General features: G+C 71.4%; 27 protein-coding genes. 3 read left to right on the top strand and 24 right to left on the bottom strand.

Features of this window, described 5'->3' with window-relative positions; translation table 11 throughout:
• Position 1: 1 nt before the first annotated feature.
• From FOF52_RS21445 to FOF52_RS21390, 12 genes are all read right to left on the bottom strand, one after another.
• The gene (locus tag FOF52_RS21445) at positions 2 to 376 is read right to left on the bottom strand and encodes a YraN family protein (RefSeq protein WP_248591691.1); all 375 of its coding nucleotides are present in this window, start codon (positions 374 to 376) and stop codon (positions 2 to 4) included.
• Positions 377 to 503: 127 nt separating this feature from the next.
• A complete protein-coding gene (locus tag FOF52_RS21440; protein ID WP_248591690.1) occupies positions 504 to 881 on the bottom strand; it encodes a hypothetical protein in 378 nt (125 codons plus the stop codon).
• A gap of 84 nt (positions 882 to 965) precedes the next feature.
• Positions 966 to 1,289 (bottom strand): DUF2469 domain-containing protein, encoded by a 324-nt coding sequence (locus FOF52_RS21435; protein WP_248591689.1) that lies wholly within the window; start codon positions 1,287 to 1,289, stop codon positions 966 to 968.
• A 134-nt stretch (positions 1,290 to 1,423) separates the two neighbouring features.
• Positions 1,424 to 2,257: a signal peptidase I gene (lepB, locus tag FOF52_RS21430; protein WP_248591688.1), complete on the bottom strand. Its 834-nt coding sequence runs from the start codon at positions 2,255 to 2,257 to the stop codon at positions 1,424 to 1,426.
• Positions 2,258 to 2,532: 275 nt separating this feature from the next.
• A complete protein-coding gene (gene rplS / locus FOF52_RS21425) occupies positions 2,533 to 2,877 on the bottom strand; it encodes a 50S ribosomal protein L19 (RefSeq protein ID WP_248591687.1) in 345 nt (114 codons plus the stop codon).
• Positions 2,878 to 3,041: 164 nt separating this feature from the next.
• Positions 3,042 to 3,830 (bottom strand): tRNA (guanosine(37)-N1)-methyltransferase TrmD, encoded by a 789-nt coding sequence (trmD, locus tag FOF52_RS21420; protein ID WP_248591686.1) that lies wholly within the window; start codon positions 3,828 to 3,830, stop codon positions 3,042 to 3,044.
• A 21-nt stretch (positions 3,831 to 3,851) separates the two neighbouring features.
• Complete coding sequence (gene rimM, locus FOF52_RS21415) at positions 3,852 to 4,364, bottom strand: ribosome maturation factor RimM (RefSeq protein WP_248591685.1); 513 nt, start codon at positions 4,362 to 4,364, stop codon at positions 3,852 to 3,854.
• A gap of 159 nt (positions 4,365 to 4,523) precedes the next feature.
• Positions 4,524 to 4,766 carry an RNA-binding protein gene (locus FOF52_RS21410; RefSeq protein WP_248591684.1) on the bottom strand — a complete coding sequence of 81 codons (243 nt, stop codon included), beginning with the start codon at positions 4,764 to 4,766 and terminating at the stop codon, positions 4,524 to 4,526.
• A 1-nt stretch (position 4,767) separates the two neighbouring features.
• Complete coding sequence (gene rpsP / locus FOF52_RS21405) at positions 4,768 to 5,208, bottom strand: 30S ribosomal protein S16 (protein WP_248591683.1); 441 nt, start codon at positions 5,206 to 5,208, stop codon at positions 4,768 to 4,770.
• Positions 5,209 to 5,458: 250 nt separating this feature from the next.
• On the bottom strand, positions 5,459 to 7,057 hold the full coding sequence (ffh, locus tag FOF52_RS21400; protein WP_248591682.1) for a signal recognition particle protein: 1,599 nt from the start codon (positions 7,055 to 7,057) through the stop codon (positions 5,459 to 5,461).
• Positions 7,058 to 7,151: 94 nt separating this feature from the next.
• Entirely contained in the window at positions 7,152 to 8,315 is a 1,164-nt protein-coding gene (locus tag FOF52_RS21395; RefSeq protein WP_248591681.1) for a LolA-like protein, read from the bottom strand.
• 379 nt (positions 8,316 to 8,694) lie between these two features.
• Positions 8,695 to 10,014, bottom strand: coding sequence for an ammonium transporter (locus FOF52_RS21390; RefSeq protein ID WP_248591680.1), 1,320 nt, complete (start codon positions 10,012 to 10,014; stop codon positions 8,695 to 8,697).
• Positions 10,015 to 10,353: 339 nt separating this feature from the next.
• Here FOF52_RS21390 and FOF52_RS21385 point away from each other — a divergent pair, with 339 nt between their 5' ends.
• From FOF52_RS21385 to FOF52_RS21375, 3 genes are read left to right on the top strand one after another with little or no spacing between them, the layout of a single operon-like run.
• Positions 10,354 to 10,863 (top strand): GbsR/MarR family transcriptional regulator, encoded by a 510-nt coding sequence (locus FOF52_RS21385; RefSeq protein ID WP_248591679.1) that lies wholly within the window; start codon positions 10,354 to 10,356, stop codon positions 10,861 to 10,863.
• A 28-nt stretch (positions 10,864 to 10,891) separates the two neighbouring features.
• Positions 10,892 to 11,812, top strand: coding sequence for an ABC transporter ATP-binding protein (locus tag FOF52_RS21380; protein ID WP_248591678.1), 921 nt, complete (start codon positions 10,892 to 10,894; stop codon positions 11,810 to 11,812).
• Positions 11,802 to 12,599 (top strand): ABC transporter permease subunit, encoded by a 798-nt coding sequence (locus FOF52_RS21375; RefSeq protein ID WP_248591677.1) that lies wholly within the window; start codon positions 11,802 to 11,804, stop codon positions 12,597 to 12,599. Before FOF52_RS21380 ends, FOF52_RS21375 begins: the two co-directional genes overlap by 11 nt.
• A gap of 39 nt (positions 12,600 to 12,638) precedes the next feature.
• Here the strand turns inward: FOF52_RS21375 and ftsY are convergent, their stop codons facing one another.
• The 12 genes from ftsY to rsmD all read right to left on the bottom strand — a co-directional run bounded on the left by ftsY (position 12,639) and on the right by rsmD (position 25,339).
• Positions 12,639 to 13,820, bottom strand: coding sequence for a signal recognition particle-docking protein FtsY (gene ftsY, locus FOF52_RS21370; RefSeq protein WP_248591676.1), 1,182 nt, complete (start codon positions 13,818 to 13,820; stop codon positions 12,639 to 12,641).
• A 74-nt stretch (positions 13,821 to 13,894) separates the two neighbouring features.
• The gene (locus FOF52_RS21365) at positions 13,895 to 14,944 is read right to left on the bottom strand and encodes a FecCD family ABC transporter permease (protein WP_425265565.1); all 1,050 of its coding nucleotides are present in this window, start codon (positions 14,942 to 14,944) and stop codon (positions 13,895 to 13,897) included.
• Positions 14,945 to 14,976: 32 nt separating this feature from the next.
• Positions 14,977 to 15,903, bottom strand: coding sequence for an ABC transporter substrate-binding protein (locus FOF52_RS21360; protein WP_248591675.1), 927 nt, complete (start codon positions 15,901 to 15,903; stop codon positions 14,977 to 14,979).
• 338 nt (positions 15,904 to 16,241) lie between these two features.
• A complete protein-coding gene (gene smc / locus FOF52_RS21355) occupies positions 16,242 to 19,793 on the bottom strand; it encodes a chromosome segregation protein SMC (RefSeq protein WP_248591674.1) in 3,552 nt (1,183 codons plus the stop codon).
• Positions 19,794 to 20,328: 535 nt separating this feature from the next.
• A complete protein-coding gene (locus FOF52_RS21350; RefSeq protein WP_248591673.1) occupies positions 20,329 to 20,520 on the bottom strand; it encodes a kinetochore protein SPC24 in 192 nt (63 codons plus the stop codon).
• Between the two features lie 347 nt (positions 20,521 to 20,867).
• Entirely contained in the window at positions 20,868 to 21,143 is a 276-nt protein-coding gene (locus FOF52_RS21345) for an acylphosphatase (RefSeq protein ID WP_248591672.1), read from the bottom strand.
• A gap of 45 nt (positions 21,144 to 21,188) precedes the next feature.
• On the bottom strand, positions 21,189 to 22,079 hold the full coding sequence (mutM, locus tag FOF52_RS21340; RefSeq protein WP_248591671.1) for a bifunctional DNA-formamidopyrimidine glycosylase/DNA-(apurinic or apyrimidinic site) lyase: 891 nt from the start codon (positions 22,077 to 22,079) through the stop codon (positions 21,189 to 21,191).
• A gap of 4 nt (positions 22,080 to 22,083) precedes the next feature.
• Positions 22,084 to 22,806, bottom strand: a complete 723-nt coding sequence (gene rnc, locus FOF52_RS21335; RefSeq protein WP_248591670.1) for a ribonuclease III — start codon at positions 22,804 to 22,806, stop codon at positions 22,084 to 22,086.
• A gap of 272 nt (positions 22,807 to 23,078) precedes the next feature.
• Entirely contained in the window at positions 23,079 to 23,255 is a 177-nt protein-coding gene (gene rpmF, locus FOF52_RS21330; RefSeq protein ID WP_248591669.1) for a 50S ribosomal protein L32, read from the bottom strand.
• Positions 23,256 to 23,435: 180 nt separating this feature from the next.
• The gene (locus FOF52_RS21325; RefSeq protein WP_248591668.1) at positions 23,436 to 23,984 is read right to left on the bottom strand and encodes a YceD family protein; all 549 of its coding nucleotides are present in this window, start codon (positions 23,982 to 23,984) and stop codon (positions 23,436 to 23,438) included.
• Positions 23,985 to 24,196: 212 nt separating this feature from the next.
• The gene (coaD, locus tag FOF52_RS21320; RefSeq protein ID WP_248591667.1) at positions 24,197 to 24,691 is read right to left on the bottom strand and encodes a pantetheine-phosphate adenylyltransferase; all 495 of its coding nucleotides are present in this window, start codon (positions 24,689 to 24,691) and stop codon (positions 24,197 to 24,199) included.
• 66 nt (positions 24,692 to 24,757) lie between these two features.
• Positions 24,758 to 25,339, bottom strand: a complete 582-nt coding sequence (gene rsmD, locus FOF52_RS21315) for a 16S rRNA (guanine(966)-N(2))-methyltransferase RsmD (protein ID WP_248591666.1) — start codon at positions 25,337 to 25,339, stop codon at positions 24,758 to 24,760.
• Positions 25,340 to 25,453: the final 114 nt, after the last annotated feature.

The following is a 25,453-nucleotide window of genomic DNA, read 5'->3' as shown; positions in this document are numbered from 1 at the left end:
GTCAGGCCACCCCCCGCTGGTGGCGGAGGAACCACCGGTCGCCGGGCAGGACCAGCAGCCCCAGCACGTCGACCCGGATCCGCGCGGGATGGCCGTGCTCCCGTGCCCACCGGTGCCCCAGGGCACGCAGCCGGGCGCGTTTGGCCTCGTCCACCGCCTCCGTCGGAGTGCCGAAACGCCTTCCGGAGCGGGTCTTGACCTCGACGACGACCAGGGTCCGGCCCTGGCGTGCGATGATGTCGACCTCACCGGCCCGGCACCGCCAGTTGCGGTGCAGGACCCGCAGGCCCGTCCGGGTCAGATAGTCCGCGGCGAGCTCCTCGCCGCGCCGTCCCAACTCCTGCCGCCGGTCCGCCGACCGTGACCGTGTGCGCACGCGCACCACCTCCCGCATCCACGGTGGCGGATGGAGGCGGGGTGTCGGCAGGGGCTTTTCCGGGCTGTGGACAACCTTCTGGAGCCCGTGGCCGGCCTTCTCCGGGGGCCGGGGCTCCCCGGTGCGTTCAGGGGCTCTCCGGACCGCTCGCGGGCGGCTCCGGGCGGGTGTCGACCTCGCCGTCGGGTTTCCCGTGCACGGCGTTGGCCACGGTGGTGACGCGCCAGGGCTTTCCCGGTTCGGCTCGGGCCGCCTGGACTCCGGGCGCGTCCTGCGGGGCCTCGGCAGCCGGGGTGCCCGCGCTGACCGCCGACGGAAGGGCCCCTTCGCCGTGTCGGCCGGTCCGGCCGGGAGCCGTCGCTCCGGTTCCGGCCCCCGAGGTTCCGAGTTCTTCGTTGCGTCGCACCGCCTCCTGCCCGCGGGGGGACTCCGGGCTGGCGGGGAGGGGTTCGGTGCGGGCCTGGTTGGTCCGGGCCGCGTCGCTGCCGGGTTGCTGCTCTTCCACTGTCTCTCTCCCCGATCGTGCGGTCGGTTTCCCGACAGCCACTACCCGGGGGAGAGGCATCCGACCACGGACGCCGCCCTCAGCTCAGTCGGAGGAGCCGTGCGGGGGGATCTCCAGGTCGGCCTTGGTGATCTCCTCCACGTTGACGTCCTTGAAGGTCACCACGCGGACGTTCTTGACGAACCTGGCCGGCCGGTACATGTCCCAGACCCAGGCGTCCTGCATCGTGACCTCGAAGTACATCTCGCCGTTGTCGGCGGAACGCGGCTGCAGGTCGACATGGTTGGTGAGATAGAAGCGGCGTTCGGTCTCCACCACGTAGCTGAACAGTCCCACGACGTCCCGGTACTCGCGGTAGAGCTGCAACTCCATCTCGGCTTCGTACTTCTCCAGGTCTTCAGAACTCATCACACAGCTCGCTTTCGTCGTGCCGTTCCAGTGCGGTGACCCGACCTCCTTTATCGGTCACGCGGCGGGACGCCCGTGCTCCCGCTCGGCCGAGCGGGAGCACGCCCACAGCACCATAGTGGTGCACGTGTCAACTACCCGTGGCTGCTCCCGGCAATGCCCGGGTCCCCACCGCGTCGCGAGCGACGTGCCAGGCTCCGTCCGAGCAGGTGGAGGGGGACCGCTCCGGCCACGCCCAGCGCCAGCGGGACCGCCGCCGCGGCCTGGTCCGCGGCCTCGTCGTGCAACTCGTCGAACGCGTCGGAGGAGGAGAGCGTTCCGATGTTCTCCACCGGCCAGACGATGACGAAGGCGTGGCCGACCACGGACTCCTCCGGGATGCTGCCGCCCCCGTTGTCGCTCTGGTGCATGCGCGAGTCGTAGGAGATGGCACGGTGGTCGCCCATCACCCACAGGTGCCCCTCGGGGACGGTGACCGGACCGAACTCCTGGTGGGTGGCCAGGCTGTCCGGGTAGAGGTAGTCCTCGTCCACTGCCACGCCGTTCACCATGAGCCGGTTCTGCTCGTCACAGCACTCGACGGTGTCGCCGGGCAGGCCGATGACCCGTTTGATGTAGTCCTTGCCGGTGGGGGCGGCACCCAGCTGCTGGCCGACCCAGGTGAAGAACCGGGAGATCGGGTTGCCGTCCGGGACGACCGCGACCTCGCTGCCCTCGTCCCAGTTCCCTCCCCCGTTGAAGACGATGACATCGCCGCGTTCGATGTCGCGGAACTGGTAGACCAGTTTGTTGACCAGCACCCGGTCCCCGACGAGGAGGGTCTCCTCCATCGACCTGGACGGGATGTGGAAGGGCTGGACCACCCACCTCTGGATGACGAACGCCAGTACCAGGGCGACCACGATCAGTATGGGGAGTTCCTTCCAGAAGGACCCCTGGCTGTCCTCGCCCTTCTTCTTCGCGCTCATGGTGCCATCCGGATTCTCTGCGGTGTCGTCGCGCTTCCCGGCCGTTGCCTCGGAAAGCACACCGGCTCCCCCGTGCGGTGACACGGGGGAGCCAGGGTCGCCGGCCGGATCGCCCTCGTCGGGGCGGTCGGCGGCGTCGTCTGTTTCGTCGTTCCCGGCCTGGCCGGACCGTTCGTCGTTGCTCATCGGATCTGAAGCCTAGCCGAGCGCGACGACTTCTGTCGGCAGTGACGCCGCGATCGGAGTGGACGCGTACCGCGGCGTCGGCCGGACGGTCAGCGGCGCTCGCGGATGCGGGCGGCCTTGCCGCGCAGGTTGCGCAGGTAGTAGAGCTTGGCGCGGCGGACCCGGCCGCGGGCGGCGACCTCGATCTTCTCAAGCACCGGGCTGTGCACCGGGAAGGTCCGCTCCACTCCGACGGCGTAGCTGATCTTGCGGACGGTGAAGGTCTCGCGGATTCCCGACCCCTGCCGCCGGATCACCACGCCCTTGAAGACCTGGACACGGGTCCGGTTGCCCTCGGTGACCCGAACGTGGACGTTCAGCGTGTCGCCCGGACGGAAGTCAGGCACGTCGGAGCGCAACTGGGCCTTCTCAAGCTCCTGAATGGCGGTGTGCATCTCAGCGGTTCCTCATCGACAGCGCGCCGCGCCGACGGGTTGCGCTCGCGCGGGCGGATCTGCTGGGTGGAATACGTCGTCCCTGTCGGTCCGGACCCGGTGTCTGCGATGAAACCCGGGCGCGCGGAACGCCGACACGAGTCGACGGTCAGGGACAACCCTCCCTAGTCTGCCACAGATTCCGACGTCCCCTGCAACCGCACCTCCGCGAGGACCTCGCGATCGCGCCGGTCAAGAGTGTCGGGGTCGAGACGGTCGAGCAGGTCGGGGCGGTTGCGGGCGGTCTTGCGCAGCGCCTCGTCGCGCCGCCAGCGGTCCACCGCGCCGTGGTGTCCGGACAGCAGTACGGGCGGCACCTCCTGGCCGCGCCAGACCGCGGGCTTGGTGTAGACCGGCCCCTCCACCAGGTTGTCCATCATCCCCGGGGCGAAGGAGTCCTGCGCCACGGACTCCGCGTTGCCGAGCACTCCCGGCAGGAGGCGGGAGACGGCCTCCACCATCACCAGGGTCGCGGCCTCTCCCCCGTTGAGCACGTAGTCGCCGATGCTGAGCTCCTCGACCGGCATTCTGCGCGCCGCGTCCACCGCGACCCGCGCGTCGATGCCCTCGTAGCGCCCGCAGGCGAAGACCAGCCAGGGTTCCGCGGCCAGCCGGACCGCGTCCTGCTGGGTGAAGGGCAGCCCGCTGGGCGTCGGCAGGACCAGTCGGGGGGTCGCGCCGTCGGCGTCGCCGGTGACCGCGTCCAGCGCCTCCCCCCAGGGCTCCGGCTTCATCACCATGCCGGGGCCGCCTCCGTACGGCGTGTCGTCGACGGTGTGGTGCCGGTCGTAGGTCCACCGGCGCAGGTCGTGCAGGCGCACGTCGATCAGTCCGGACCGGCGGGCCTTGCCGATCAGGGACAGGTCGAGCGGGGCGAAGTAGTCGGGGAAGATCGTGATGATGTCGATGCGCATGGGACGTGGCGGCCTTTCCGGCTACTGACCGAGTTCGAGCAGGCCCGGGGGCGGATCGATGACGACGCGGCCCGCCTCGGTGTCGACCTCGGGCACCAGGGCGCGCACGAACGGCACGAGGACCTCCGTGCCCGCCTCACCGGTGATCACCAGCGTGTCCTGGGCGTGGTGCAGGATGTCCACGATCTCGCCGACGGCCTCGCCCGCGGTGGTCTCCACCCGCAGGCCGATGAGCTCGTGGTCGTGGAACTCGTCGGGATCGTCCAACGGGGGCACCTCGGAGGAGTCCACCACCAGGAAGACTCCGCGCAGCTCCTCGGCCGCGGTGCGGTCGGCGACCTCCGCGAAACGCACCAGCAGCCGGTCGCCGTGCCGCCGCACCGCCGTGATCGTGAGCGGTCCGACGCCATCGGGGTCGGTGGCGAGCGTCCTTCCCACCACGAAGCGTTCCTCGGGCGCGTCGGTACGCACCTCGACGGCCACCTCGCCTCTGACTCCGTGCGGGCGGCCGATTCGGCCGACGACGAGACGCACATCTTCTCCTAGGCACGTGTCGCGCGTCGCGGCGGACGCCGCTGGACACGCCGTTCGAGGGGCATGCGGGAAAGCGAGCGCGCGGACAGGGCACCGCCCTGTCCGCGCGCTCGCGTCGCTGACGGGGACACCGGCCGCTCCGGTGTCACGTGGCGCGAGTCAGCGCACCTCGTTCAGGTCCAGCAGGTCGACCCGGACGTACCGGCCGCCGGCCAGCGAACCGATGACGGTCCGCAGCGACTTGGCGGTACGGCCGTTGCGACCGATCACCTTTCCGAGGTCGTCGGGATGGACCCGGACTTCGAGCACCTTGCCCTTGCGGAGTCTGCGGGACCGCACGTGGACGTCGTCAGGGTGTTCAACGATTCCCCTGACGAGGTGCTCCAGCGCCTCTTCCAGCACGTCAGGCCTCGCCCTCGGACTTCTCCGCGGTGTTCTCGGCCGGCTTCTCGTCGGCCTTCTTGGACTTGCCGCCCTTGTTCTCGCTGCCGGGCAGGACGAGCTCCTTCAGCACGGCCTGGAAGGCGGCCTCCTGGGCTTCCTTGTCCTTGGGCTCGGCGACCTTGAGCGGCTTGCTCGGGGCGGGCAGGCCCTTGTACTTCTGCCAGTCGCCGGTGAGCTTGAGGATGTGCTGCACCGGACCGGTGGGCTGGGCCCCCACGGACAACCAGTACTGCACCCGCTCGGAGTCCACCTCGATGAGGCTCGGCTCCTCCTTCGGGTGGTACTTGCCGATCTCCTCGATCGCCTTTCCGTCGCGCTTGGTGCGCGCGTCGGCCACGATGATCCGGTACTGCGGCGTACGGATCTTCCCCATACGCTTGAGCTTGATCTTGACAGCCACTGGTGTGGTCTCTCCCGGTTAAGGCGGAAACACCCTGGTCGGAACACCGCGTGGGGCTGCGGTGCCGCGCCGGGTGGGACGTGGGCGCGAGGAGTGAGGTAGAGGGCTGACTCCGCACGCCGTTAGTCGACACCAATTGTGCCAGATGATCGGACGCGGGATGCGCAGGATCCGGTCCCGTGGCGTGGCCGCGCGCCGCGGGACCGGGAGCCGGAGCGGCGGCGCGGCCGCCGTCCCCGGCTCCCGTCGCTCACTTGTTCTTGGGCAGTTTGAAGTTGGACAGGTCCGGGATCTTCCCGCCGCCGAAGCCGGGCGGCAGCTGCGGCGCCCCGCCGCCGAAGCCCGGGGGCAGCCCGGTGTCCGCGGGCTGCTCGGTGCGCTTGCGCTCGCGCTGTGCGGCGCGCTCGGCCTCCTGCTGGCGGGCCTTCATGGGGTTGCCGCTGCGCTGCCGGTTCTTCTTGCCCTTCTTCCCGGCCTTGGCCGCCTTCTTCCGACCGCCGCCCACACCCGGCATGCCGGGCATTCCCGGCATCCCGGGGAGGCCGCCGCCCTGCTTCAGCTGGCGGAGCATCTTCTGCGCCTCGAAGAACCGGGTGACCAGTCCGCTGACCTCGCTGACCTGGGTTCCCGAGCCGTTGGCGATGCGCAGCCGGCGGGACCCGTTGATGATCTTGGGATTGGCCCGCTCGGCCGGGGTCATCGACCGGATGATGGCCGCGGTGCGGTCCAGCTCGCGTTCGTCGATGTTCTCGATCTGCTCCCGCATCTGCCCCATGCCGGGCATCATCTGCAGCAGCTTCCCGATGGGCCCGAGCCTGCGGATCATCGTCATCTGCTCAAGGAAGTCGTCGAGCGTGAAGTCCTCGTCGGAGGCCAGCGTGCTGGCCATCTTCTCGACTTCGGCTTCCTCGAAGGTGCGCTGCGCCTGCTCGATCAGGGTGAGCACGTCACCCATGTCGAGAATGCGCGAGGCCATGCGGTCGGGGTGGAAGAGGTCGAAGTCCTCAAGCTTCTCGCCGCTGGAGGCGAACATGATGGGCCGGCCGGTGATGTGCCGGATCGACAGTGCGGCGCCACCCCGGGCGTCGCCGTCCAGCTTGGTCAGCGCGACCGCGTCGTAGCCGACGCCGTCCAGGAACGCCTGCGCCGTGTTGACCGCGTCCTGACCGATCATCGCGTCGACGACGAAGAGGATCTCGTCGGGGGAGACCGCGTCGCGGATGTCGGCCGCCTGCCGCATCATCTCCTCGTCGACGCCCAGCCGGCCCGCGGTGTCGATGATGACGACGTTGTGGTTGTTGTTCCGTGCGTAGTCGATGGAGGAGCGCGCCACCTCGACCGGGTCGCCGACTCCGTTGCCCGGCTCGGGCGCGTACACCGCGACCTTCGCCCGCTCCCCCAGGACCTGGAGCTGGGTGACCGCGTTGGGCCGCTGCAGGTCGGCCGCGACCAGCAGCGGAGTGTTGCGCTGGTCGGCGAGCCACCGGGCGAGCTTGCCCGCCAGGGTCGTCTTACCCGAACCCTGCAGACCCGCCAGCATGATGACCGTCGGCGGGTTCTTGGCGAACCGGATCGTGCGGGTCTCGCCCCCCAGGACCTCGATGAGCTCCTCGTTGACGATCTTGACGACCTGCTGGGCCGGGTTCAGCGCCTTGGAGACCTCCGTACCGCGCGCCCGCTCCTTGATCCGCGCGATGAACTCGCGGACGACGGGCAGCGCGACATCGGCCTCCAGCAGGGCGAGACGGATCTCGCGCGCGGTCGCGTTGATGTCCTCCTCGGAGAGACGGCCTTTGCCGCGCAGCGAGGAGAAGACCGTGGTCAGGCGGTCGGAAAGCGTCTCGAACACGGGTGAGCCCTGTCCTTTGTGTCTCTCGGGTCAGACTCTCAGGTTACCCGCCGGAAGCCGGGGGCCGCGCCGACCGTCCGGCGGCCCCGACGGGTCAGGAGTCCTCGCCCTCCTCCGCGGCCTCCTCCCCGGCGTCGCCGGAGAGGGTGGCCTCCCGCTGCTCCTTGATGGCCGCGACCAGCTCCTCCCGGGCGTCCCCGGAGAGCGCACGGGTGGACAGCAGGGCCTCGAAGCTGATGGTGTAGGTGACCGGGTCGGCGCTGGGCGCGAGCGCGTAGTCGATCGAGCAGGAGAGTTCGACGGTGCCCCCGGCCTCCAGCGTGCCGGACTTGTTGCACGTCTTCTCGCCCAGCTCGTCGTTGTTGAAGTAGCCGTCCATGCGGACGAGGATGGAGCCCTCGGAGGCTCCGCTGGTCTCCTCGATCGTGCCGATCATGGTGCACGCGCCGCCGGTCTGGCAGTCGCCGCCGAGCTCCTCGGCCCAGGCCACCTCCAGGCGGGCGTCCCGGGCGGAGCCCAGCTCGTCCTCGGCGTAGGTGATGAGGTCGTCGTAGAGCTGCTCCACGGTGGCGGTGTCGACCTCGGCGAAGCTGGCGTCGATGCGGCTGCTGACCCCCTCCCCCTCCGCCGGGGCGAGCTCCTCGACCTGCATCCGGACCAGCTGGTGCGGCGCCTCCGAGGTGATCCAGACCGTGCCGCCGGACAGCTCGACACGGTAGACGACGACCCCGTCGAGCTTCTCCTCCACCACCTCGGCGTCGTCGCCGGGGGCCAGGAGGCGCAGGCTCTCCGCGAGCCCCGCGGGAGTCAGCACGCCGCCGGGGTCGAGTCCGAACTGCTCGTGGGTGATCCGCACCCAGTTGTCGGAGTAGGCGTCGCTGTCGGGGTTGAAGACGTCGTGGGTCAGCCAGTAGTCGTCGTCCGCCTTGACGAAGAGCTTGCCGTCAGCCTCGAAGTAGCTGGCCTCGTCGTCCGTCCCGGCCTGGAAGGTCCCCAGGGCGGCCCCGGCGTCGGTGACGGTGAGGGAGGTGTTCACCACGTCGCTGGTGTCCTCGGGGTCGGAGAACTGCCCCTGGAGCTGGATCGCGGGGGCCTCCTCCAGTGCGGTCAGCGCCTCCTCGAAGACGGGCCCCGCGCTGACCGGGGTCGGGGACGGGGACGGGTCCGGATCCCCTCCCGACCCCAGACCGAGCAACCCGCATCCGGTGGTGCTGAGTGCGAACACGGTCGCTGCCGCGACGGGGGTCGTCGTCCTCACTGCTCGCCACGGCATGCGAATCGCCCGCGCCATTGTGCCTCCTGGCCCTAACCGAAGGGGGGTGGGGGTGTACTCGAAAATTTTGGACGTACCGGGGTCCGTTCTGGTTCTGGGGGAACCCGGAAACCCGGAGAATCGTGCCGTCCGCGCTTCGTCCGCCACCGGGCGCGCGGGGACCGGTCCCGACCGGCACGGCGTCGAATCGAGTTCCGAGCCTATCCAACCTCGGCGCTGTTCTCGCAGTCGACGGCGTGCGGAGCGCCCCTCGGGGGGTCGCATCCCGCACGGACGGCGGCGGGGCCGGCGAGGAGAGTACCTCACCGGCCCCGCCGGCCCCCGCCGCGTCGCGGTACGGGGTGCGACCTCGTCGTCGGGGACGCTAGACCTGCACCCGCGCCGGGGGCTTCTCCTCGCCCGGAGGCGTCGGCGAGGAGAGCTCTGCGGCGTCGAGCTCGTCGAAGGCGTAGGCGGACTCGGAGTGGAGTTCGACGTCCAGTCCGTTCGTCTCGACGTGCTCGGGGATGCGGAAGCCCAGGGCCAGGTCGATGACCTTGGCGATGATCCAGGTGACCGCGAAGGAGTAGACGGTCGTGGCCGCGACCGCGATGAACTGCACCAGGAGGAACATCGGGCTGCCGCCGAAGAAGACCCCGTCGGGCGCGCCCCCGCCCACCACCGAGGAGGCGAACAGGCCCAGGGCCAGCGAGCCGATGACGCCGCCGACCATGTGGATGCCCACCACGTCGAGGGCGTCGTCGTACCTGAACTTGAACTTCCAGCTGATCGCGTAGGCGCAGACGGCGCCGGCGAGCAGTCCCAGCACGACGGACCAGACCGGGGTCAGGTTGGCGGCGGCCGGGGTGATCGCGACCAGCCCGGCGACGGCGCCGGAGGCGAAGCCGAGCGCGGTCACCCTGCCGTAGCGGACCCGTTCGACCAGCATCCACGCGGCGGTGGCGGCGGCGGTGCAGACCTGGGTGTTGACCAGGGCCAGGCCGGCCGTCTCGGTGGCGCCGTAGGCGGAGCCGGCGTTGAAGCCGAACCAGCCGAACCACAGCAGCGCCGCGCCCAGCAGGACGAACGGCAGGTTGTGCGGGCGCATGGACTCGGAGCCGAACCCCTTGCGGCGGCCCAGGACGAAGGTCAGGGCGAGCGCGGCGGCGCCGGCGTTGATGTGCACCGCGGTGCCGCCCGCGAAGTCGACGACGCCGACGCCGAACCAGGTCTCCAGCTGGTCGAACCAGCCGCCGCCCCACACCCAGCGGGCGACGGGGAAGTACACGAGCAGGGACCAGACCGGGACGAAGAGGAGCCAGGCGCCGAACTTGGCGCGGTCGGCGATGGCCCCGCTGATCAGGGCGACGGTGATGATGGCGAACATCATCTGGAAGCCGACGTCGACCAGGATCGGGTAGCCGCCCTCCTCGTCGACCGCGTTGACGAAGCCGCCGGAGCCGAAGTCACCGAGGCCGCCGATGAGGTGGGTGAGCGGGCCGTAGCCCGCACCGTAGGTGAGCGAGTAGCCGACCAGTACCCACAGGACACTGACGACGGCGATGCTGGCGAAACTCATCAGCATCATGTTGAGGACGCTCTTGGCCCGCGACATGCCTCCGTAGAAGAAGGCCAGGCCCGGGGTCATGAGCATCACGAGTGCCGCGCTGGTCAACAGCCACGCGGTGGTGCCGGTGTCTAACACGTCGCCTCCACGATTCTCCGTGCGGGGGGATCTGATGGTGTCGGAAAGGTGTGGTCCGCTCGGGCACGTCCTCGGGCTCGACGACCAGTTCCACGTCCGAAAGCTTCCGATCTGCGTGTTAATCGGCGTATCCGGGACTGTTGCGTGCGCGTAAAGACACCGGACGGCGCGTTACGGGTGTGTGAACCGCCACGTCCCGGTGCGGCGGCCCCTCTCCCTCCGCGATGTCGGCGGTGGCGCCGCCCTCCGCGCGGCGGGCCGCGCGCTCCCCGCCGCCCGGGGCACCGACAGCCGCGAAGGACTCTTGATTATTCGGAACGTTCAGCAAATACTGAACTCATGGTTCACGGCGACGACGCTCCCCCCGACTCCCCGCGCGACCCCACCGACCAGGAACGGCACTACGTCGAGGAGGTCGCCGTCGTCCTGGAGCAGATGGGCCTGGTGCGTATGCACGGCCGGGTGATCGGCTGGCTGCTCGTCTGCGATCCGCCGGAGCAGAGCGCTCCCGACATCAGCGCGGCACTGCAGGCGAGCAAGGGGTCGATCAGCCCGGCGCTGCGCTTCCTGCGCACCGCCGGCTGGATCGAGAAGGTCGCCAAGCCCGGACAACGACGCGACTACTACCGCATCACCCCCAACGCGTGGAGCACGATGCTCCGCCAGCAGGCGCCCGTCTACGCGGTCTTCACCGAACTGGCCGCCCGCGGCCTCACCGAGTTCCGCGACGAACCCCCGGGACGCCTGGCCCGCCTCCGCGAGATGCACCAGTTCTTCACCTGGGTCCAGGAAGAGATTCCCCACCTGGTGGAGCGCTGGCTCGCCTGGCAGCGGGAACACCCGCTCTGAACCCTCGTCACGGAAAGGGGAGACCTCCGTGCACGCATCCCCGGACCCCGTCATCGAAACCCGCGGCCTCACCAAGGACTACGGCAGCCGCCGGGCCCTGTTCGGCCTGGACCTGAGGGTCCGCGCCGGCGAGGTCTTCGGCTTCCTCGGCCCCAACGGCGCGGGCAAGTCGACCACCATCCGCATCCTGCTCGACCTCATCCGCCGCTCCGCGGGCGAGGTCCTCGTCCTGGGCCGCGACCCGCGCACCGACGGCGTCGAGATCCGCCGCCGGGTCGGCTACCTGCCCGGGGACCTCGTCTTCACCAGCCGCCGTCCCGCCCGGGACCTGCTCGCCTACCTCGGCGACCTGCGCGGCGGGGTGCCCGCCGCGCAGGTCGACGCACTCGCCGAACGCCTCGACCTGGACCTGTCCCGCCCCCTGCGCAGCCTGTCCAAGGGCAACCGGCAGAAGGTCGGCCTGGTCCAGGCGTTCATGCACCGCCCCGAACTGCTCGTCCTGGACGAGCCCACCAGCGGACTGGACCCGCTGCTGCAACGGGAGTTCCTGGCGATGGTGCGGGAGGCCCGGGCCGACGGCCGGACCGTGTTCATGTCCTCCCACGTGCTCAGCGAGGTGCAGGACGTCGCCGACCGCGCCGCCGTCCTGCGCGGGGGACGGCTCGTCGCCACCGAGGACATGGACGCGCTGCGCCGACGCGCCGCGCGCCGGGTCCGCATCCGCTTCGCCGCGCCGGTCGCCGCCGCCGAGTTCGCCGGCCTGGCGGGCGTGCGGGACCTCGACGTCGACGGCGACACCGTGCACTGCGTCGTCGACGGCAGCCCCGACGCGCTGGTCAAACAGGCCGCACGGCACACCGTGCTGGAGCTCGACAGCGCCGAACCCGACCTGGAGGAGCTGTTCTTCACCTACTACACCGATCAGGAGGAGGTCGGCGATGCGGCGTAACGTCTTCGGCCGGTTCCTGCGCGACCACCTGCGCACCCTCGTCGGCTGGAGCGTCGGCGTCGCCGCCGTGACCGCGCTGTACAGCGCCTTCTGGCCGTCGATGCGCGACTCCGGCGACGCGATGGACGCCTACCTGGAGTCGCTGCCCGAGGGGCTCATGGAGTCGATGGGGTGGAGCAGCCTGGCCACGGTCGAGGGCTACCTGGGCGCCACCGTGTTCGGACTGCTCACCCCGGTGCTGCTGGTGATCGCCGCGGTCACGCTCGGGGCGCGGGCGATCGCCGGGGCCGAGGAGGCCCAGGAACTGGAGCTGCTGCTGGCCCATCCGGTCACCCGGACCGCTGTCCTGGTGCAGCGGTCCGCCGCCGCGGCGGTGTTCGTCGCCGTCCTCGGGGCGGTCGTGTTCGGCACGCTGCTGGTGCTCGGTCCGGCCATCGACGTCGACCTGCCGGTCGACCGGCTGCTCGCCGCCTGTGTCTCCGTGACTCTGATCGCCCTGGTCTACGGGGCGGTCGCGCTGGCGGTGGGGGCGGCCACGGGGCGCCGGGCCCCCGCGTTGGGCGCCGCCGCCGTGCTGGCGGTCGTGGGCTACCTCGGCAACACCTTCGCCCGGCAGGTGGCGGAACTGGAGTGGCTGCGCTTCGGGTCGGCCTTCCACTACGCGATGGACCCCGACCCGCTGCTCCACGGTTTCGACCTCGGCCGCACCGCGCTGCTGCTGGCCGTCCCGGTGGTGCTGGCCGCGCTCGGCGCGCTCGCCTTCACCCGCCGCGACGTCGGGGTGTGACCTGTCCGTCGCGGCGCGGACGGTCCGCGCCGCGACGGGTCAGGGCGTCTCCAGGATCGCGTCGACGAACGCCTCCGGGTCGAAGGGCGCGAGGTCGTCGGGGCCCTCGCCGAGCCCGACGAGTTTGACCGGCACGCCGAGTTCCCGCTGCACCTGGATGATGATGCCGCCCTTGGCGGTGCCGTCCATCTTGGTCAGCACGATCCCGGTGACGTTGACGACCTCGGCGAACACCCGGGCCTGCCGCAGGCCGTTCTGCCCGGTGGTGGCGTCCAGCACCAGCAGGACCTCGTCCACCTGGGACTTCTTCTCCACGACCCGCTTGACCTTGCCCAGCTCGTCCATCAGGCCGGTCTTGGTGTGCAGACGTCCGGCGGTGTCGATGATGACGGTGCCGACGCCCTCCTCGAGGCCCTTGGCGACCGCGTCGAAGGCCACGCTGGCGGGGTCCGCGCCCTCCTCCTTGCGCACCACCGTGGCGCCCACGCGCTCGCCCCAGGTCTGCAGCTGCTCCGCCGCGGCCGCCCGGAAGGTGTCGGCCGCGCCTAGCAGGACGCTGCCCCCGTCCCCGACGACGACCCGGGCCAGTTTGCCCGCGGTGGTGGTCTTGCCGACCCCGTTCACCCCGACCATCAGGATCACGGCCGGGCGCTCGCCGTGCGGTTCGGTCCGCACCGTGCGGTCCAGGTCCGGGTTGATGTGCGCGAGCAGTTCCGCCCGCAGCAGCTTGCGGACCTCGTCGGCGTCGCGGGTGCCCATCACCCTGACCCGGGTGCGCAGCCCCTCGGTGATCTGCGTGGCCGAGGTGACCCCGACGTCGGCGGTGATGAGGATCTCCTCGATCTCCTCCCAGGTGTCCTCGTCGAGCTTGTCGCCGGCCAGCAGGTTCAGCAGACCGCGGCCGAAGACGTTCTGCGACTGGGCCAGGCGGGCGCGCAGCCGCACCAGCCGTCCGGCCGAGGGAGGCGGGAGTTCGATCTGCGGCACCGGGGGCGGAGCCGGCACCACGGGCGCCTCGGGCTCGGCGACCGCCGTGCCCCCCTCGGCCTCCTCGGGTTCGAGGACCGCCGTGGCCCCCGCCCCCGAACTGCCCTCGGATCGTTCGACCTCGGGTTTCTTCTCGGCCGGCCCCACCTGGCGCCGGGGGATGACCAGCAGCGCGCCGCCGACCGCCACGAGCGCGACGACGAAGATGGCGATGACAACAATCGTGTAGTCCATAGCGCTTTCAGTCTCCCAGACCACCGGCGGTTTCCCGGTATCCCCCGAGGGGAGTCCGCCGGTCCGCGGGGCGCTTAGCGCGCACGCGCCCGGGTGGCGCGCAGCACGAGGACGAAGAAGGGGGCGCCGACGAACGCGGTCACCACGCCGAGGGGGAGTTCGGCGGGGGCGACCAGGGTGCGCGCCGCGATGTCCGCCACGATCAGGAACGCCCCGCCGAACAGCAGCGACACCGGGAGGATGCGGCGGTAGCCGGGGCCGGCGAGGCGGCGCACGATGTGCGGGACCACGATGCCCACGAACCCGATCAGTCCGCTCACCGCCACGGCCGAGGCGGTGGCCAGCGACGCGGCGGAGATCACGACCAGGCGCACCAGGGCGGGACGCACCCCCAGGCTGACGGCCTTCTCGTCGCCGAGCGCGAGCAGGTCGAGCAGGAAGCCGCTGCCCAGCAGCACCGCCACCGCCACGGCCGCGTACGGCGCGACCAGCCACAGGTCGTCCCAGCCGCCGTAGCCCAGGCCGCCGAGCATCCAGGTGTAGACGCGCTGCAGTTCGTCGATGCGCGACTGCTGGACGAAGGTCTGCGCCGCGGTCAGGAAGGACGACACCGCCACCCCCGCCAGCAGCAGGGACGCGGTGCTTCCGCCTCCGGCGGTGCGGCCCAGCAGGTAGGCGGTCATGACGCCGAGCAGCGCCCCGGCGAACGCGGCCACCGGGATCAGCGGCAGTCCGTTCGGCGCGGCTCCGCCGCCGTACACGATGACCAGGGTCGCGCCCAGGCCAGCCCCGCTGGCCGCGCCCAGCAGGTAGGGGTCGGCCAGCGGGTTGCGGAACACGCCCTGGTAGGCGGCGCCCGCGCTGGCGAGCAGTCCGCCCACCAGCGCGCCCAGCACGACCCGGGGCATCCGCAGCTGCTCCAGGACGGCCCGCTGCTGGTCGGTCAGCGCCGACTCCACCCCCAGGAACGGCAGGTGGCTGAGGAGTTCCCGGATGATCTCGGCCGGGGCGAGGGAGGCCGCGCCGGCGCTGATGCCCAGGAGCATCGCGCCGAACAGCGCGGCCAGCCCGGCCCCGAGCCACAGCGGGCCGGCCGCGGCCCGGCGGCCGGCCCCCGTCCGCAGACCCGTCCGCAGACCCGTCAGGGTCACACCGGTCATTCGGCGCGGGCCGCCTCGATGGCCTCGGCCACGTCCTCGGCGAAATCGGCGACGCGCGGCCCCCACCGGGAGGAGGTGTCGGCGTCCACCTCGACCACGTTCTGCTCCTGCACGGCGGTCACCGAGTCGAAGGCGGGCCGTCCCCGGACGTCCTCCACGCCGCCGGGGTAGGAGACGAAGATCAGGTCGGGGTCCTGTTCGACGACGAACTCGGCGGACAGCTGCGGGTAGCCGCCCGCGGTGTCCGGGGCCTGGTCGGCGATGTTGGTGAGGCCGAACAGCCCGTAGACCTGTCCGATGAAGGTGTCGGAGGTGACCGAGTACAGCTGGGCGTCGATCTCGTGGTAGTAGCTCAGCTCCGCCGCGTCGTCCCCGATGTCGGCGACGATGCCGTCGATGCGCTCGCGCAGCCCGTCGGCTGCGGCCGCACCCTCCTCGGTGTTGCCGGTGGCCTCGCCCAGCAGTTCCATCTGGGCGTAGGTGTCGTCCAGGGTCTGGGCGGCGGGCAGCAGCAGGACCGGGATCGCCAGCTTCTCCAGCTGTTCGGTGATGTCGCCGCCGTCCTCGGAGAGCACCACCAGGTCGGGTTCGTACTCGGCGACGGCCTCGACGTTGGGGGTGAACCCGGACAGGTCGGTGGTGGGGGCCTCCGGCGGGTAGTAGGAGTACTCGTCGACGGCGACGACCTGCTCGCCCGCGCCGACCTCGAACAGGATCTCGGTGAGCGAGGGCGACAGCGAGACGATGCGCTCGGGCATCGCCTCCAGGGTGACCTCGCCGCGCGCGTCGGTGACGGTCACCGGGAAGTCCCCGGCCGCGGACGACTGCTCGGCGGCCGGTTCGTCGGAGGGGGAACCGCCGCAGGCGGTGAGAGCGATCAGCAGGGGCAGCGAGAATGCCGTGAGGCTGCGTGCGACACGCACCTAGGGCTCCTTACAGCAGAGGTAGGGAGAACAGAGCCCGCAACAGACGGACCGTCCTTCCCACGAGGACAGTGGACGCCGACGAGCACGTGAGGCGACCTGGCTCCACCCCGTTTCCGCCGGGGCGGACACGGAGTGTCACAGTTGCGGAGACAGCGCCGGTTTCGGGTCCGGACTTCGCTCACGTGACGCCATCGCCCCGCATCGGTGCGATTCCGTTATGCGGTGCGACCAGGCCATCTTAGGACTTGTCGGACTGCGTCGGAGCGGCGGGGTGGGCCGGGACGCGGCGCGGGAGCCCCCGCGCCGTCGGCCGCCGTCCTCGCGGCCCGGCCGGGTCAGCTCGCCGCGCGGTCCAGCTTCTGGCTGATCACCTGGGAGATCCCGTCGCCCTGCATCGTCACGCCGTACAGCGCGTCGGCGACCTCCATCGTGCGCTTCTGGTGGGTGATGACGATCAGCTGGGAGGTGGCGCGCAGCTCCTCGAAGATCACCAGCAACCGCTGCAGGTTGGTGTCGTCCAGTGCGGCCTCCACCTCGTCCATCACGTAGAACGGGGACGGGCGGGCCCTGAAGATGGCGACCAGGAAGGCCACCGCCGTCAGGGACCGCTCCCCGCCGGAGAGCAGGGAGAGGCGTTTGACCTTCTTCCCGGGCGGGCGGGCCTCGACCTCGACCCCGGTGGTGAGCATGTCGTCGGGGTCGGTGAGGACGAGGCGCCCCTCACCGCCGGGGAAGAGGCGGGCGAAGATGCGGGAGAACTCCCGTTCGACGTCGGCGTAGGCGGCGGAGAACACCTCCTGGACCCGGTCGTCGACCTCCTTGACCACGGTCAGCAGGTCGCGGCGGGTCTTCTTCAGGTCCTCCAGCTGGGCGGTGAGGAAGTTGTGCCGCTCCTCCAGCGCAGCGAACTCCTCCAGGGCCAGCGGGTTGATCCTGCCGAGCTGGCCGAGTTGGCGTTCCGCCGTCCTGGCGCGCTTCTCCTGCACCTCGCGCACGTAGGGCACCGGGACGGCCTCGTCCTCCCCGGCGTCGGCGGGCGGGGGGACCGGCAGGTGCGGGCCGTACTCGGCCAGGAGCGTCTCCACCTCCATGCCCCACTCCTCCAGGGCACGCGTCTCCAGCTGTTCCAGCCGCAGGCGGCGCTCGGCACGGGCCACCTCTCCGCTGTGCACCACGGTGAGCAGCTTCTCCAGTTCGACCGAGAGTTCGCGGACCCGGGTCCGGACGGTCTTGAGTTCGGCCTCGCGGGCGTCGCGCTGCTCCTCGGCGAGACGGCGTTCGCCGTCGGCCGCGGCCAGGGAGACCGTGATGCGGGCCAGTGCCTGGGCCGCTCCGTCGGTGACCGCCTCGGCGACCCTGGCCGCCGCGGCGCGGCGCCGTCTGCGGAGGGCCGCCTCCTGGCGGGCCCGGCGTTCGGCCGCCGCCGTGCGCAGCAGCGCCTCGGCGCGTCCGGTGATGGCGCGCACCCGCTCCTCGGCGGTGCGCACCGCCAGGCGTGCCTCCATCTCCACCGACCGCAGCCGGGTGGCCTCCGCCGCGAGCTGGTCGCGGCGCGCGGTGTCGGGCTCCCCGTCGTCGACGGGTTCGTCCTCCGCCTGCTCCAGCCGCTCCTGGAGTTCGGCGAGCGCCAGCAGGTCCGCTTCGCGGCCCTGCGCGGCCCGGTGTGCGGCGGCGGCGTACCGTTCGGCCTCCTGCACGGCCGCGCGGGCCTGGCCGCCGAGCTTGCCGACCTGCTGGGCGACCTCGTTGCGGCGGCGGTCGGCGCTGCGGCGGCGGGCGTTGACCGCCTCGACGGCGGCCGCCGCCCGGTCCCGTTCGGCCCTGGCGTCGGCGAGGTCGGCGGCGGCCCGTTTGCAGGTCTCCTCGGCGGCGGCGAGCTGTTCGACCGCCTCGTCCACGGCCGCGCGCACCTCCAGCAGGCTGGGCCCGGCGGTGGAGCCGCCGTGCACGAACGCGGAGGTGAACACGTCGCCGTCGGGGGTGACGGCGCGCAGGTCGGGGCGTTCGGCCAGCACCCGCGCGGCCGTGCCCGGGTCGGGGACCAGCACGGTGCGGGCGAGCAGCGCGGTCACCGCGTCCCGCAGGTGCGGCGGCACGCTCACCGAGTCCAGGGCGTAGCGGGCGCCCGGCGGAGGTTCGGGCCACCGCTGCCGGGGCTCGATGTCCCCCGCGTCGGCCACGACGATTCCGGCGCGCCCGGCGTCCCGTTGTTTGAGCAGGTCGATGGCTGCGCGGGCGGCGTCGTGGGTGTCCAGGACCACCGCGTCGGAGGCCGCCCCCAGCGCCGCGGCGATCGCGCTCTCATCGCCCGCTTCGACGTCGAGCAGGGCGGCGAGCGAACCGACCAGTCCCGGGGTCTTCTCGTCGGAGGCGAGCAGTGCGGCGCCGCCGTCACGGCGTTCCAGCCCCATCTCCAGCGCGTCCCGGCGCGCCTCCAAGGCGGCGCGTTCGCGTTCGGCAGCCCGTTCGACGTCGCGCAGCCGGTTGAGGCGGCTCTCCGCCGCGGCCAGTTCCTCGCGGGCCTGCTCCTCGACCTCGTCCAGTTCGCTGTCGCCCAGTTCCAGTCCCGCGGCCTCGGCGCGGGCCTCCTCGAAGGCCTCCTGGGCCTCGGCCGCACGCCGGCGGGCCTCCGCCGCGGCCTGGTCGAGTCGCTCGATCTCGGCCTGTCCGGCCTCCAGTTTGCTGCGCAGCGCCTCCAGGCGGCCGCGGAGCCGGGCCAGCCCCTCACGGCGGTCGGCGGCGGCCCGCGCGGCCGCGGCGACGCGCTGCTCCTCGTCGCGCAGGGCCGCCTCGGCCTCGGCCCGTTCCACGACGACGCTTTCCATCCGGGTGCGCGCGTCGTCCAGGTGGGCCTGCAGCTCCTCCTCCTGGGCGCGGATCTCCGCGGCCTCCCGTTCCAGTTCCTCGGGGTCGCGGCCGCGGTACTCCTCCTCCCCCGCCGCGGCGAGGTTGCGGTGGCGCTCGGTGGCCAGGCCGGCGACCGCGCTGAGCCGCTCCTTGAGCCGGGACAGGGCGTGGTAGGTCTCCTGGGCGCGGGCCAGCAGCGGGGCGGCCTCGGCTGCGGCCTGCTCAAGCTGCGCCTCGCGCTCCTGGGCCTGGGCCAGGGCCTGTTCCGCGGCGGCGCGGCGGTCGCGGACCTCGGCCTCGTCGGCCTCCTCCTTGGCCAGGGTCCGGCGCAGGGTGGCGATGTCGTCGGCGAGCAGTCGGAGCCGGGCGTCGCGCAGTTCGGCCTGGATGACGGCGGCTCTGCGGGCCAGTTCGGCCTGGCGGCCCAGGGGTTTGAGCTGGCGGCGCAGTTCGGCGGCCAGGTCGCTGACCCGGTCGAGGTTGCCCTGCATCGCGGAGAGCTTCCGCAGCGCCTTCTCCTTGCGCTTGCGGTGCTTGAGGATTCCGGCGGCCTCCTCGATGAGGGCGCGGCGTTCCTCCGGTCCCGCGTGCAGGACGGTGTCGAGTTGCCCCTGGCCGACGATGACGTGCATCTCCCGGCCGATGCCCGAGTCGCTGAGGAGCTCCTGGATGTCGAGCAGGCGGCAGGTGTCGCCGTTGATGGCGTACTCCGAGCCCCCGTTGCGGAACATGGTCCGCCTGATGGTGACCTCGGAGTAGTCGATGGGCAGCGCGCCGTCGGTGTTGTCGATGGTGAGGCTGACCTCGGCGCGGCCGAGCGGGGGCCGGGAGGACGTCCCCGCGAAGATGACGTCCTCCATCTTGCCGCCGCGCAGTGTCTTCGCGCCCTGCTCCCCCATGACCCACGCCAGGGCGTCGACCACGTTGGACTTTCCGGAGCCGTTGGGGCCCACCACACAGGTGATGCCGGGTTCGAAACGGAGGGTGGTGGCCGACGCGAAGGATTTGAACCCGCGCAGTGTGAGGGTCTTCAAATACACGGTCGCGCGTCCACCTCCGCTGGCCTCCCGACTCCGTCGTTGTCAAGAGTGCCATGTTCCGGGGAGCGCACGGGACGCTCTCCAGACCGTCGTGACCTCTGTCTTCGCCTTTTCGCGGGCGGTCACGGGACGCGGGACGGGAGGTCGGTCCGACCACGGCACCGCAAGCGGTTTCTCCTTCGCGGCGAAAAGGCCCGTTTCGGGCGTTCGACGGGACGAAGGATCGGTTCCAGGACGGAAAGGATCGGGAGGCGGCGGGGTCACCAGGATCGTCTTCCCCCGTCGCGCCCCGCCGGTCCGGTCCGGATGCGGTCGCATGCAGCGCCGCCAGGACCGGACGCGTCGACAAACACGGGAGGAATTCGATCGTCCAGGATTACCGGAAAGGATCTCAGGGTAAATCCTGGATAATTCCAGTGGAAAGAAAGATCTTCTCAGCGGTCAGCGGCTTCCCCGGGGTCTCCGGGGCGCCAGGAGTCACTGTTCACAGGCGCCCTTCGACCAGTGGGACACGCGCAGCGCTGACGGAGCCGCGTCAGGCCAGAGCCGGCTCGCGCTCGGAGGTGGAGACGGTGACGTCCGTGAGCGTCTCGGTGAGCCGGTCGTTCTGGGCCTGGAGTCGGACGACCTCGTCTTCGAGGTCGCGTACTCGCTTCTGCAGGCGCCGCAGTTCCTGGACCATACGGGGGTCCGGGCCTCCGACGTGACCGAACAGAGCTTTTGCCATGATGCGGGTCCTCCACACTGAGTGACCTGACGGGAATTGCACAGAAGAATGAGAACACGGCCGGGTGCTGGAAAAGCCTGGTCACCCTGGCGTGAACGTGGATAAGCGCATTATGTACCTTCCAGCGTCTCACCGTGCGAGCCGTCGGTCAAGAATTGGACGGAAAAGCCGACGACGACCGTGGCTGGCGGCGTCGTTGGGCATGCGAGGTCCCACGATCCTTTGGTGATCCCCCGGTGGGCGGTGAACCGGTGTTCGCCGTGGAGGGAGTCGGCCCTCCGGAAGCGGAACGGTCCCGTGTCGCACGCCGGGAGCTCACGCGAATCGTGTCCCCAAGTCCAGGATACTCACCGCTCCTCGAATCCGGTGAAAGAACCCCTATGGTTTGTCCAACGCTCAATGACCGAATCGACCCGGCCGGGTGTCTGTCCGCCGCGCAGGAGCGCGAGCAACTGCTCGCAGGCCGCGCGCTCCCCTTCCGCGACCACCTCGACCCTGCCGTCGGCCAGGTTCGTCGCGGCCCCGGTGAGTCCCAGCTCCAGCGCGCGCGCACGCACCCACCACCGGAAGCCCACACCCTGCACGCGTCCACGCACCCACGCGGTCATACGAATGTCACCCATCGGCTACCCCTGCTCACTTCCGACCGGCCGCACGGGACAAGGGGATCACACGCGCGCGTCACGCGGTTTCGGCTGGCACCGCGGACAACTGTACGACGAGCGGTTCATGAACGTCTCCCGCCGGATCGGCGTGCCGCAGCGGGCACACGGGCGGTCCCGGCGCCCGTAGGCGTTGAGGCTGCGTTCGAAGTAGCCGCTCTCCCCGTTGACGTTCACGTAGAGGCTGTCGAAGGACGTCCCGCCCTGGGCCAGCGCCGCGACCATCACCTCGCGGACCGCGGCGAGCAGCGCGTCCACCTGGGGTCGGCGCAGCGTCTCGGTGGGCCTGGCCCAGTGCAGCCGGGACATCCACAGCGCCTCGTCGGCGTAGATGTTGCCGATGCCGCTGACCAGGGACTGGTCCAGCAGCGCCCGTTTGAGACCGGTGCGCCTGCGGCGCAGCGCCGCGGCGAACGCGTCGTCGTCGAAGGCGGGATCCAGCGGGTCCCGTGCGATGTGGGTGATCACCGAGGGCACCCCCTCCCCGGCGCCGTCGTCGACGAGCCGGTCCACCAGCAGGTGGCCGAAGGTGCGCTGGTCGACGAAGCGCAGCTCCCGGGGCTCGTCCACACCGTCGCCCGACCGCGCCACCAGCGGCAGCCGCACCCGCAGGTGCCGTTCGTCGGCGGCGCCGCGCGGCTGGACCAGCAGCTGTCCGCTCATCCCCAGGTGGGCCAGGAGCGCGTCCCCGGAGTCCAGGGTCAGCCACAGGTACTTGCCGCGCCGCCGCACCTCGGCGACCGTGCGCCCGGCCAGGCGGGCGGTGAAGTCCGCGGCCCCCGGGGCGTGGCGCCGCACCGAACGCGGATGCAGGACCGCGACCTCGCCGAAGGACGTCCCGGCGACCCACTTCTCCAGGCCGCGCCGCACCACCTCGACCTCGGGCAGTTCCGGCATCCCGTCAGCTCTCCCGTGCGCTGTTCCCGGCGGCGGCCCGGATCGCCTTCCAGGCCGACTCCGCGGCCTGCTGTTCGGCCTCCTTCTTGCTGCGCCCCTCGCCCGAGCCGTAGGTCTGCCCGGCGACCCGCACCGTGGCGCGGAAGGTCTTCTGGTGGTCCGGTCCGCTCTCCTCGACCAGGTACTCGGGCACGCCGAGCAGTTCGGCGGCGGTGAGCTCCTGCAGGGAGGTCTTCCAGTCCAGGCCGGCGCCCAGGCCCGAGGCGCGGGCGATCAGCGGGTCGAACAACCGGTGCACCAGCGCGGACGCCTCGTCCAGTCCGCGGTCCAGGTAGACGGCTCCGATCAGGGCCTCCAGGGTGTCGGCCAGGATCGAGGACTTGTCGCGGCCGCCCGTGGCCTCCTCACCGCGGCCCAGCCGCACGTAGCGGCCGATGCCCAGGCTCCTCGCCACGTCGGCGAGCGCCCGCATGTTGACCACCGCGGCGCGCAGCTTGGCCAGCTGCCCCTCGGGGAGGTCCGGGTGGGTGCGGTAGAGGGTGTCGGTGACCACCAGGCCGAGCACGGAGTCCCCCAGGAACTCCAACCGCTCGTTGGTGGGCAGACCGCCGTTCTCGTAGGCGTAGGACCGGTGGGTGAGGGCGCGGGTGAGGATGTCGGGGGCGACCTCGATCCCGACCGACTGCTGGAACTCGGTGACTTCGGTTGCGGAGAGCTGCGTTCCCATCGGCTTCACATTCCTGTGCGGACCGTGCGGGGCCCCGTCTGGCGGGAACCGCCGCAGGACGGACTGACCGTTCGGATCGGCTGCGGAACCGGGACCCGGTCCGGTCGGGAACGCTCGAAGGCGAGGTGGACGTCGTGGGATGAGCACGGCGACCACCACGACCTCGGGAATTCCCGTACCGCTCCGGACGACGCCCGCGCCGGTTCTGCGGACCGTTCGCGGGCATACGGAGCGGCGGGCCCGACCACGTTCTCGGACCCGCCTTCACGCTGTCACGCCGGGTTGACGACCTGGCGGTTGTTGTAGGTGCCGCACGTGGGGCAGGCGACGTGCGGGAGCTTGGGGTCACGGCAGCGCGGGCAGCTGATCAGCACCGGGCGCGCCGCCTTCCACTGGGAGCGACGGATGCGAGTGTTGCTCCGCGACATCTTCCGCTTCGGGACGGCCACTTCAATCCTCCTGGGTCACCCCCGCGCTCGCGGGAGCTCACTTTCCTGGGTCACCCCCGCGGTCGCGGGGGCACGTGTGCTCCTCGGCGACCTGCCCGCCCGCAGCGGAGGAGAGGTCCCGGTAGCACGGAGTTGCCGGGCTTCGCCGGCCAACCCGCCCGACGCCCGTCGGCGGTGCGTTCATCCCCCTCCGGAGTCCTCGCGCAGTCGACGCAACGCCTCCCACCGGGGATCGAGGTCCTCGCCGTGGCTGTGCCCGGGGTCGACGTCGGCGAGTCTGACGCCGCACTCCGCGCACAGGCCGGGGCAGTCGTCCCGGCACAGCGGCGACTGCGGCAGCGCGAGCACCACCACGTCGCGGATCACCGGTTCGAGGTCGAGCAGATCGCCCTCAAGATAGTAGTCCTCGTCCTCGTCACCGGCGTCCACCTCGTCCACGGGCTCGTACCCGTCGTCGTCGGACGGGTAGCGGAACAGCTCCTGGAAGCCGACCTCCAACGCCTCGGAGACCGGGTCCAGGCAGCGGGAGCACTCGGCGGTGTACCGGGTCCGCGCCTCCCCCGTCACGAGGACGCCCTCCATGACGGCCTCGAACCGCAGGGACAGTTCGATGTCGCTGCCCTCGGGCACGCCGGCCATCCCCACGGCCAGCGGCGCAGGGGCGGGGACGACACGCTCCTCGGACCGCATCGAACCGGCTTGCCTGCCGAGCGGCCGGGTGTCGACCACGAGCGGGGAACGGGAATCCAGACGAGACAGGGTGATCGCGCTTTCGGTTGAGACGGATCCCACACCGGGTGGGAACGGGGACTGACCACGGCGGCGACCGGCCGCCGGCGCCGCGGGGCCGTCCCGCGGACACGACATGACCGCGGAGATGGGCCGGTCATCGATTCTACCGGCGCGGTCCCCTCGTCCCAAATCACCGCAGGGCGGAACCGTCAGTCCCGCTTCGCGGCCAGCTCGGCGTACTTGGCGCGCAGCCGCTCCTCCACGTAGCTCGGGACCAGCGCGCTGACGTCCCCGTTGTACTGGGCGATCTCGCGGACCAGGCTGGAGCTGAGGAACGAGTACTTGGGGTTGGCCGTCAAGAACAGCGTGTCCACCCCCGAGAGCTGGTAGTTCATCTGCGCGATCTGCAGCTCGTAGTCGAAGTCGCTGACCGAGCGCAGGCTCCGCACGATGGCGGAGACGTCGTTGGCCCTGCAGAAGTCGACGAGCAGCCCGTCGAACTTGGCCACCGAGACGTTGTCGAACTCCCGGGTCGCCTCCCGGAGCATGTCGAGCTTCTCGTCCGCCGTGAAGAGCCCCCGTTTGTTGACGTTCACCAGGACCGCGACGATGACTTCCTCGTTCTGCTGCGCCACCCGACTGATGATGTCGATGTGGCCGTTGGTGACGGGATCGAAGGATCCGGGGCAGACGACACGGCGCACGGGACCGCTCCTCTCTGACTGGTCTGCGGATCAGCGAGCCGGTATCACAGGATTCTGCCCAGCTGGTCAGCTCGGGCCGGGGAGGCTCGCGGCGTGACCGTACCAAAGGGATGTTTCACCGTATTGACGCGCCTTGCCCTCCAGGTAGCCGTCGGGCCAACGGAAGGCGTCTCCCCGGGAGGAGCGCTCCACGACGACCAGCGCGTCGTCGGCCAGCCAGCCGTGGTCGCGCAGCGCCGCCAGCACCGCGGCGACCTGGTCGTCGCCGACCGAGTAGGGCGGATCGGCGACCACCAGGTCGTAGGGGCCGTCCTCGGCGCCCCGGGCCAGGACCCGTTCCACCCGGTCGACGACCAGGCGCGCCCCGGCCAGTCCGGTCCGGGCGATGTTGCGGCGGATGACCGCGGCCGCACGCCGGTCCGCCTCCACCAGCAGGGCGTGCGCGGCGCCGCGGGAGAGCGCCTCCAGGCCGATCGCCCCCGACCCCGCGTACAGGTCGAGCACCCGCAGCCCGGCGAGGGTCCCCAGGGCGGACAGCACCGAGGCGAACAGGGCCTCGCGCACCCGGTCGCTGGTGGGCCGGGTGGCCCGTCCCTCGGGCGCGGCGATCCTGCGTCCCCCCGCGGCTCCGGCGATGATGCGGGTCATCTCGTGTGCTCCTCGTCCGTGCGCTCCTGCCCCGTCAACCCTAGGGCGTCACCGGGCGGACGCCCTCGGAGCGGGCCCCGGAAGAATTCCCGGGTGGCCCCGCCCCCGGAGTCC

The organism is Thermobifida alba, assembly GCF_023208015.1.
In the GTDB taxonomy this organism is placed as follows: Bacteria; Actinomycetota; Actinomycetes; order Streptosporangiales; family Streptosporangiaceae; genus Thermobifida; species Thermobifida alba.
This window is presented reverse-complemented; position numbering and strand designations above follow the sequence as displayed.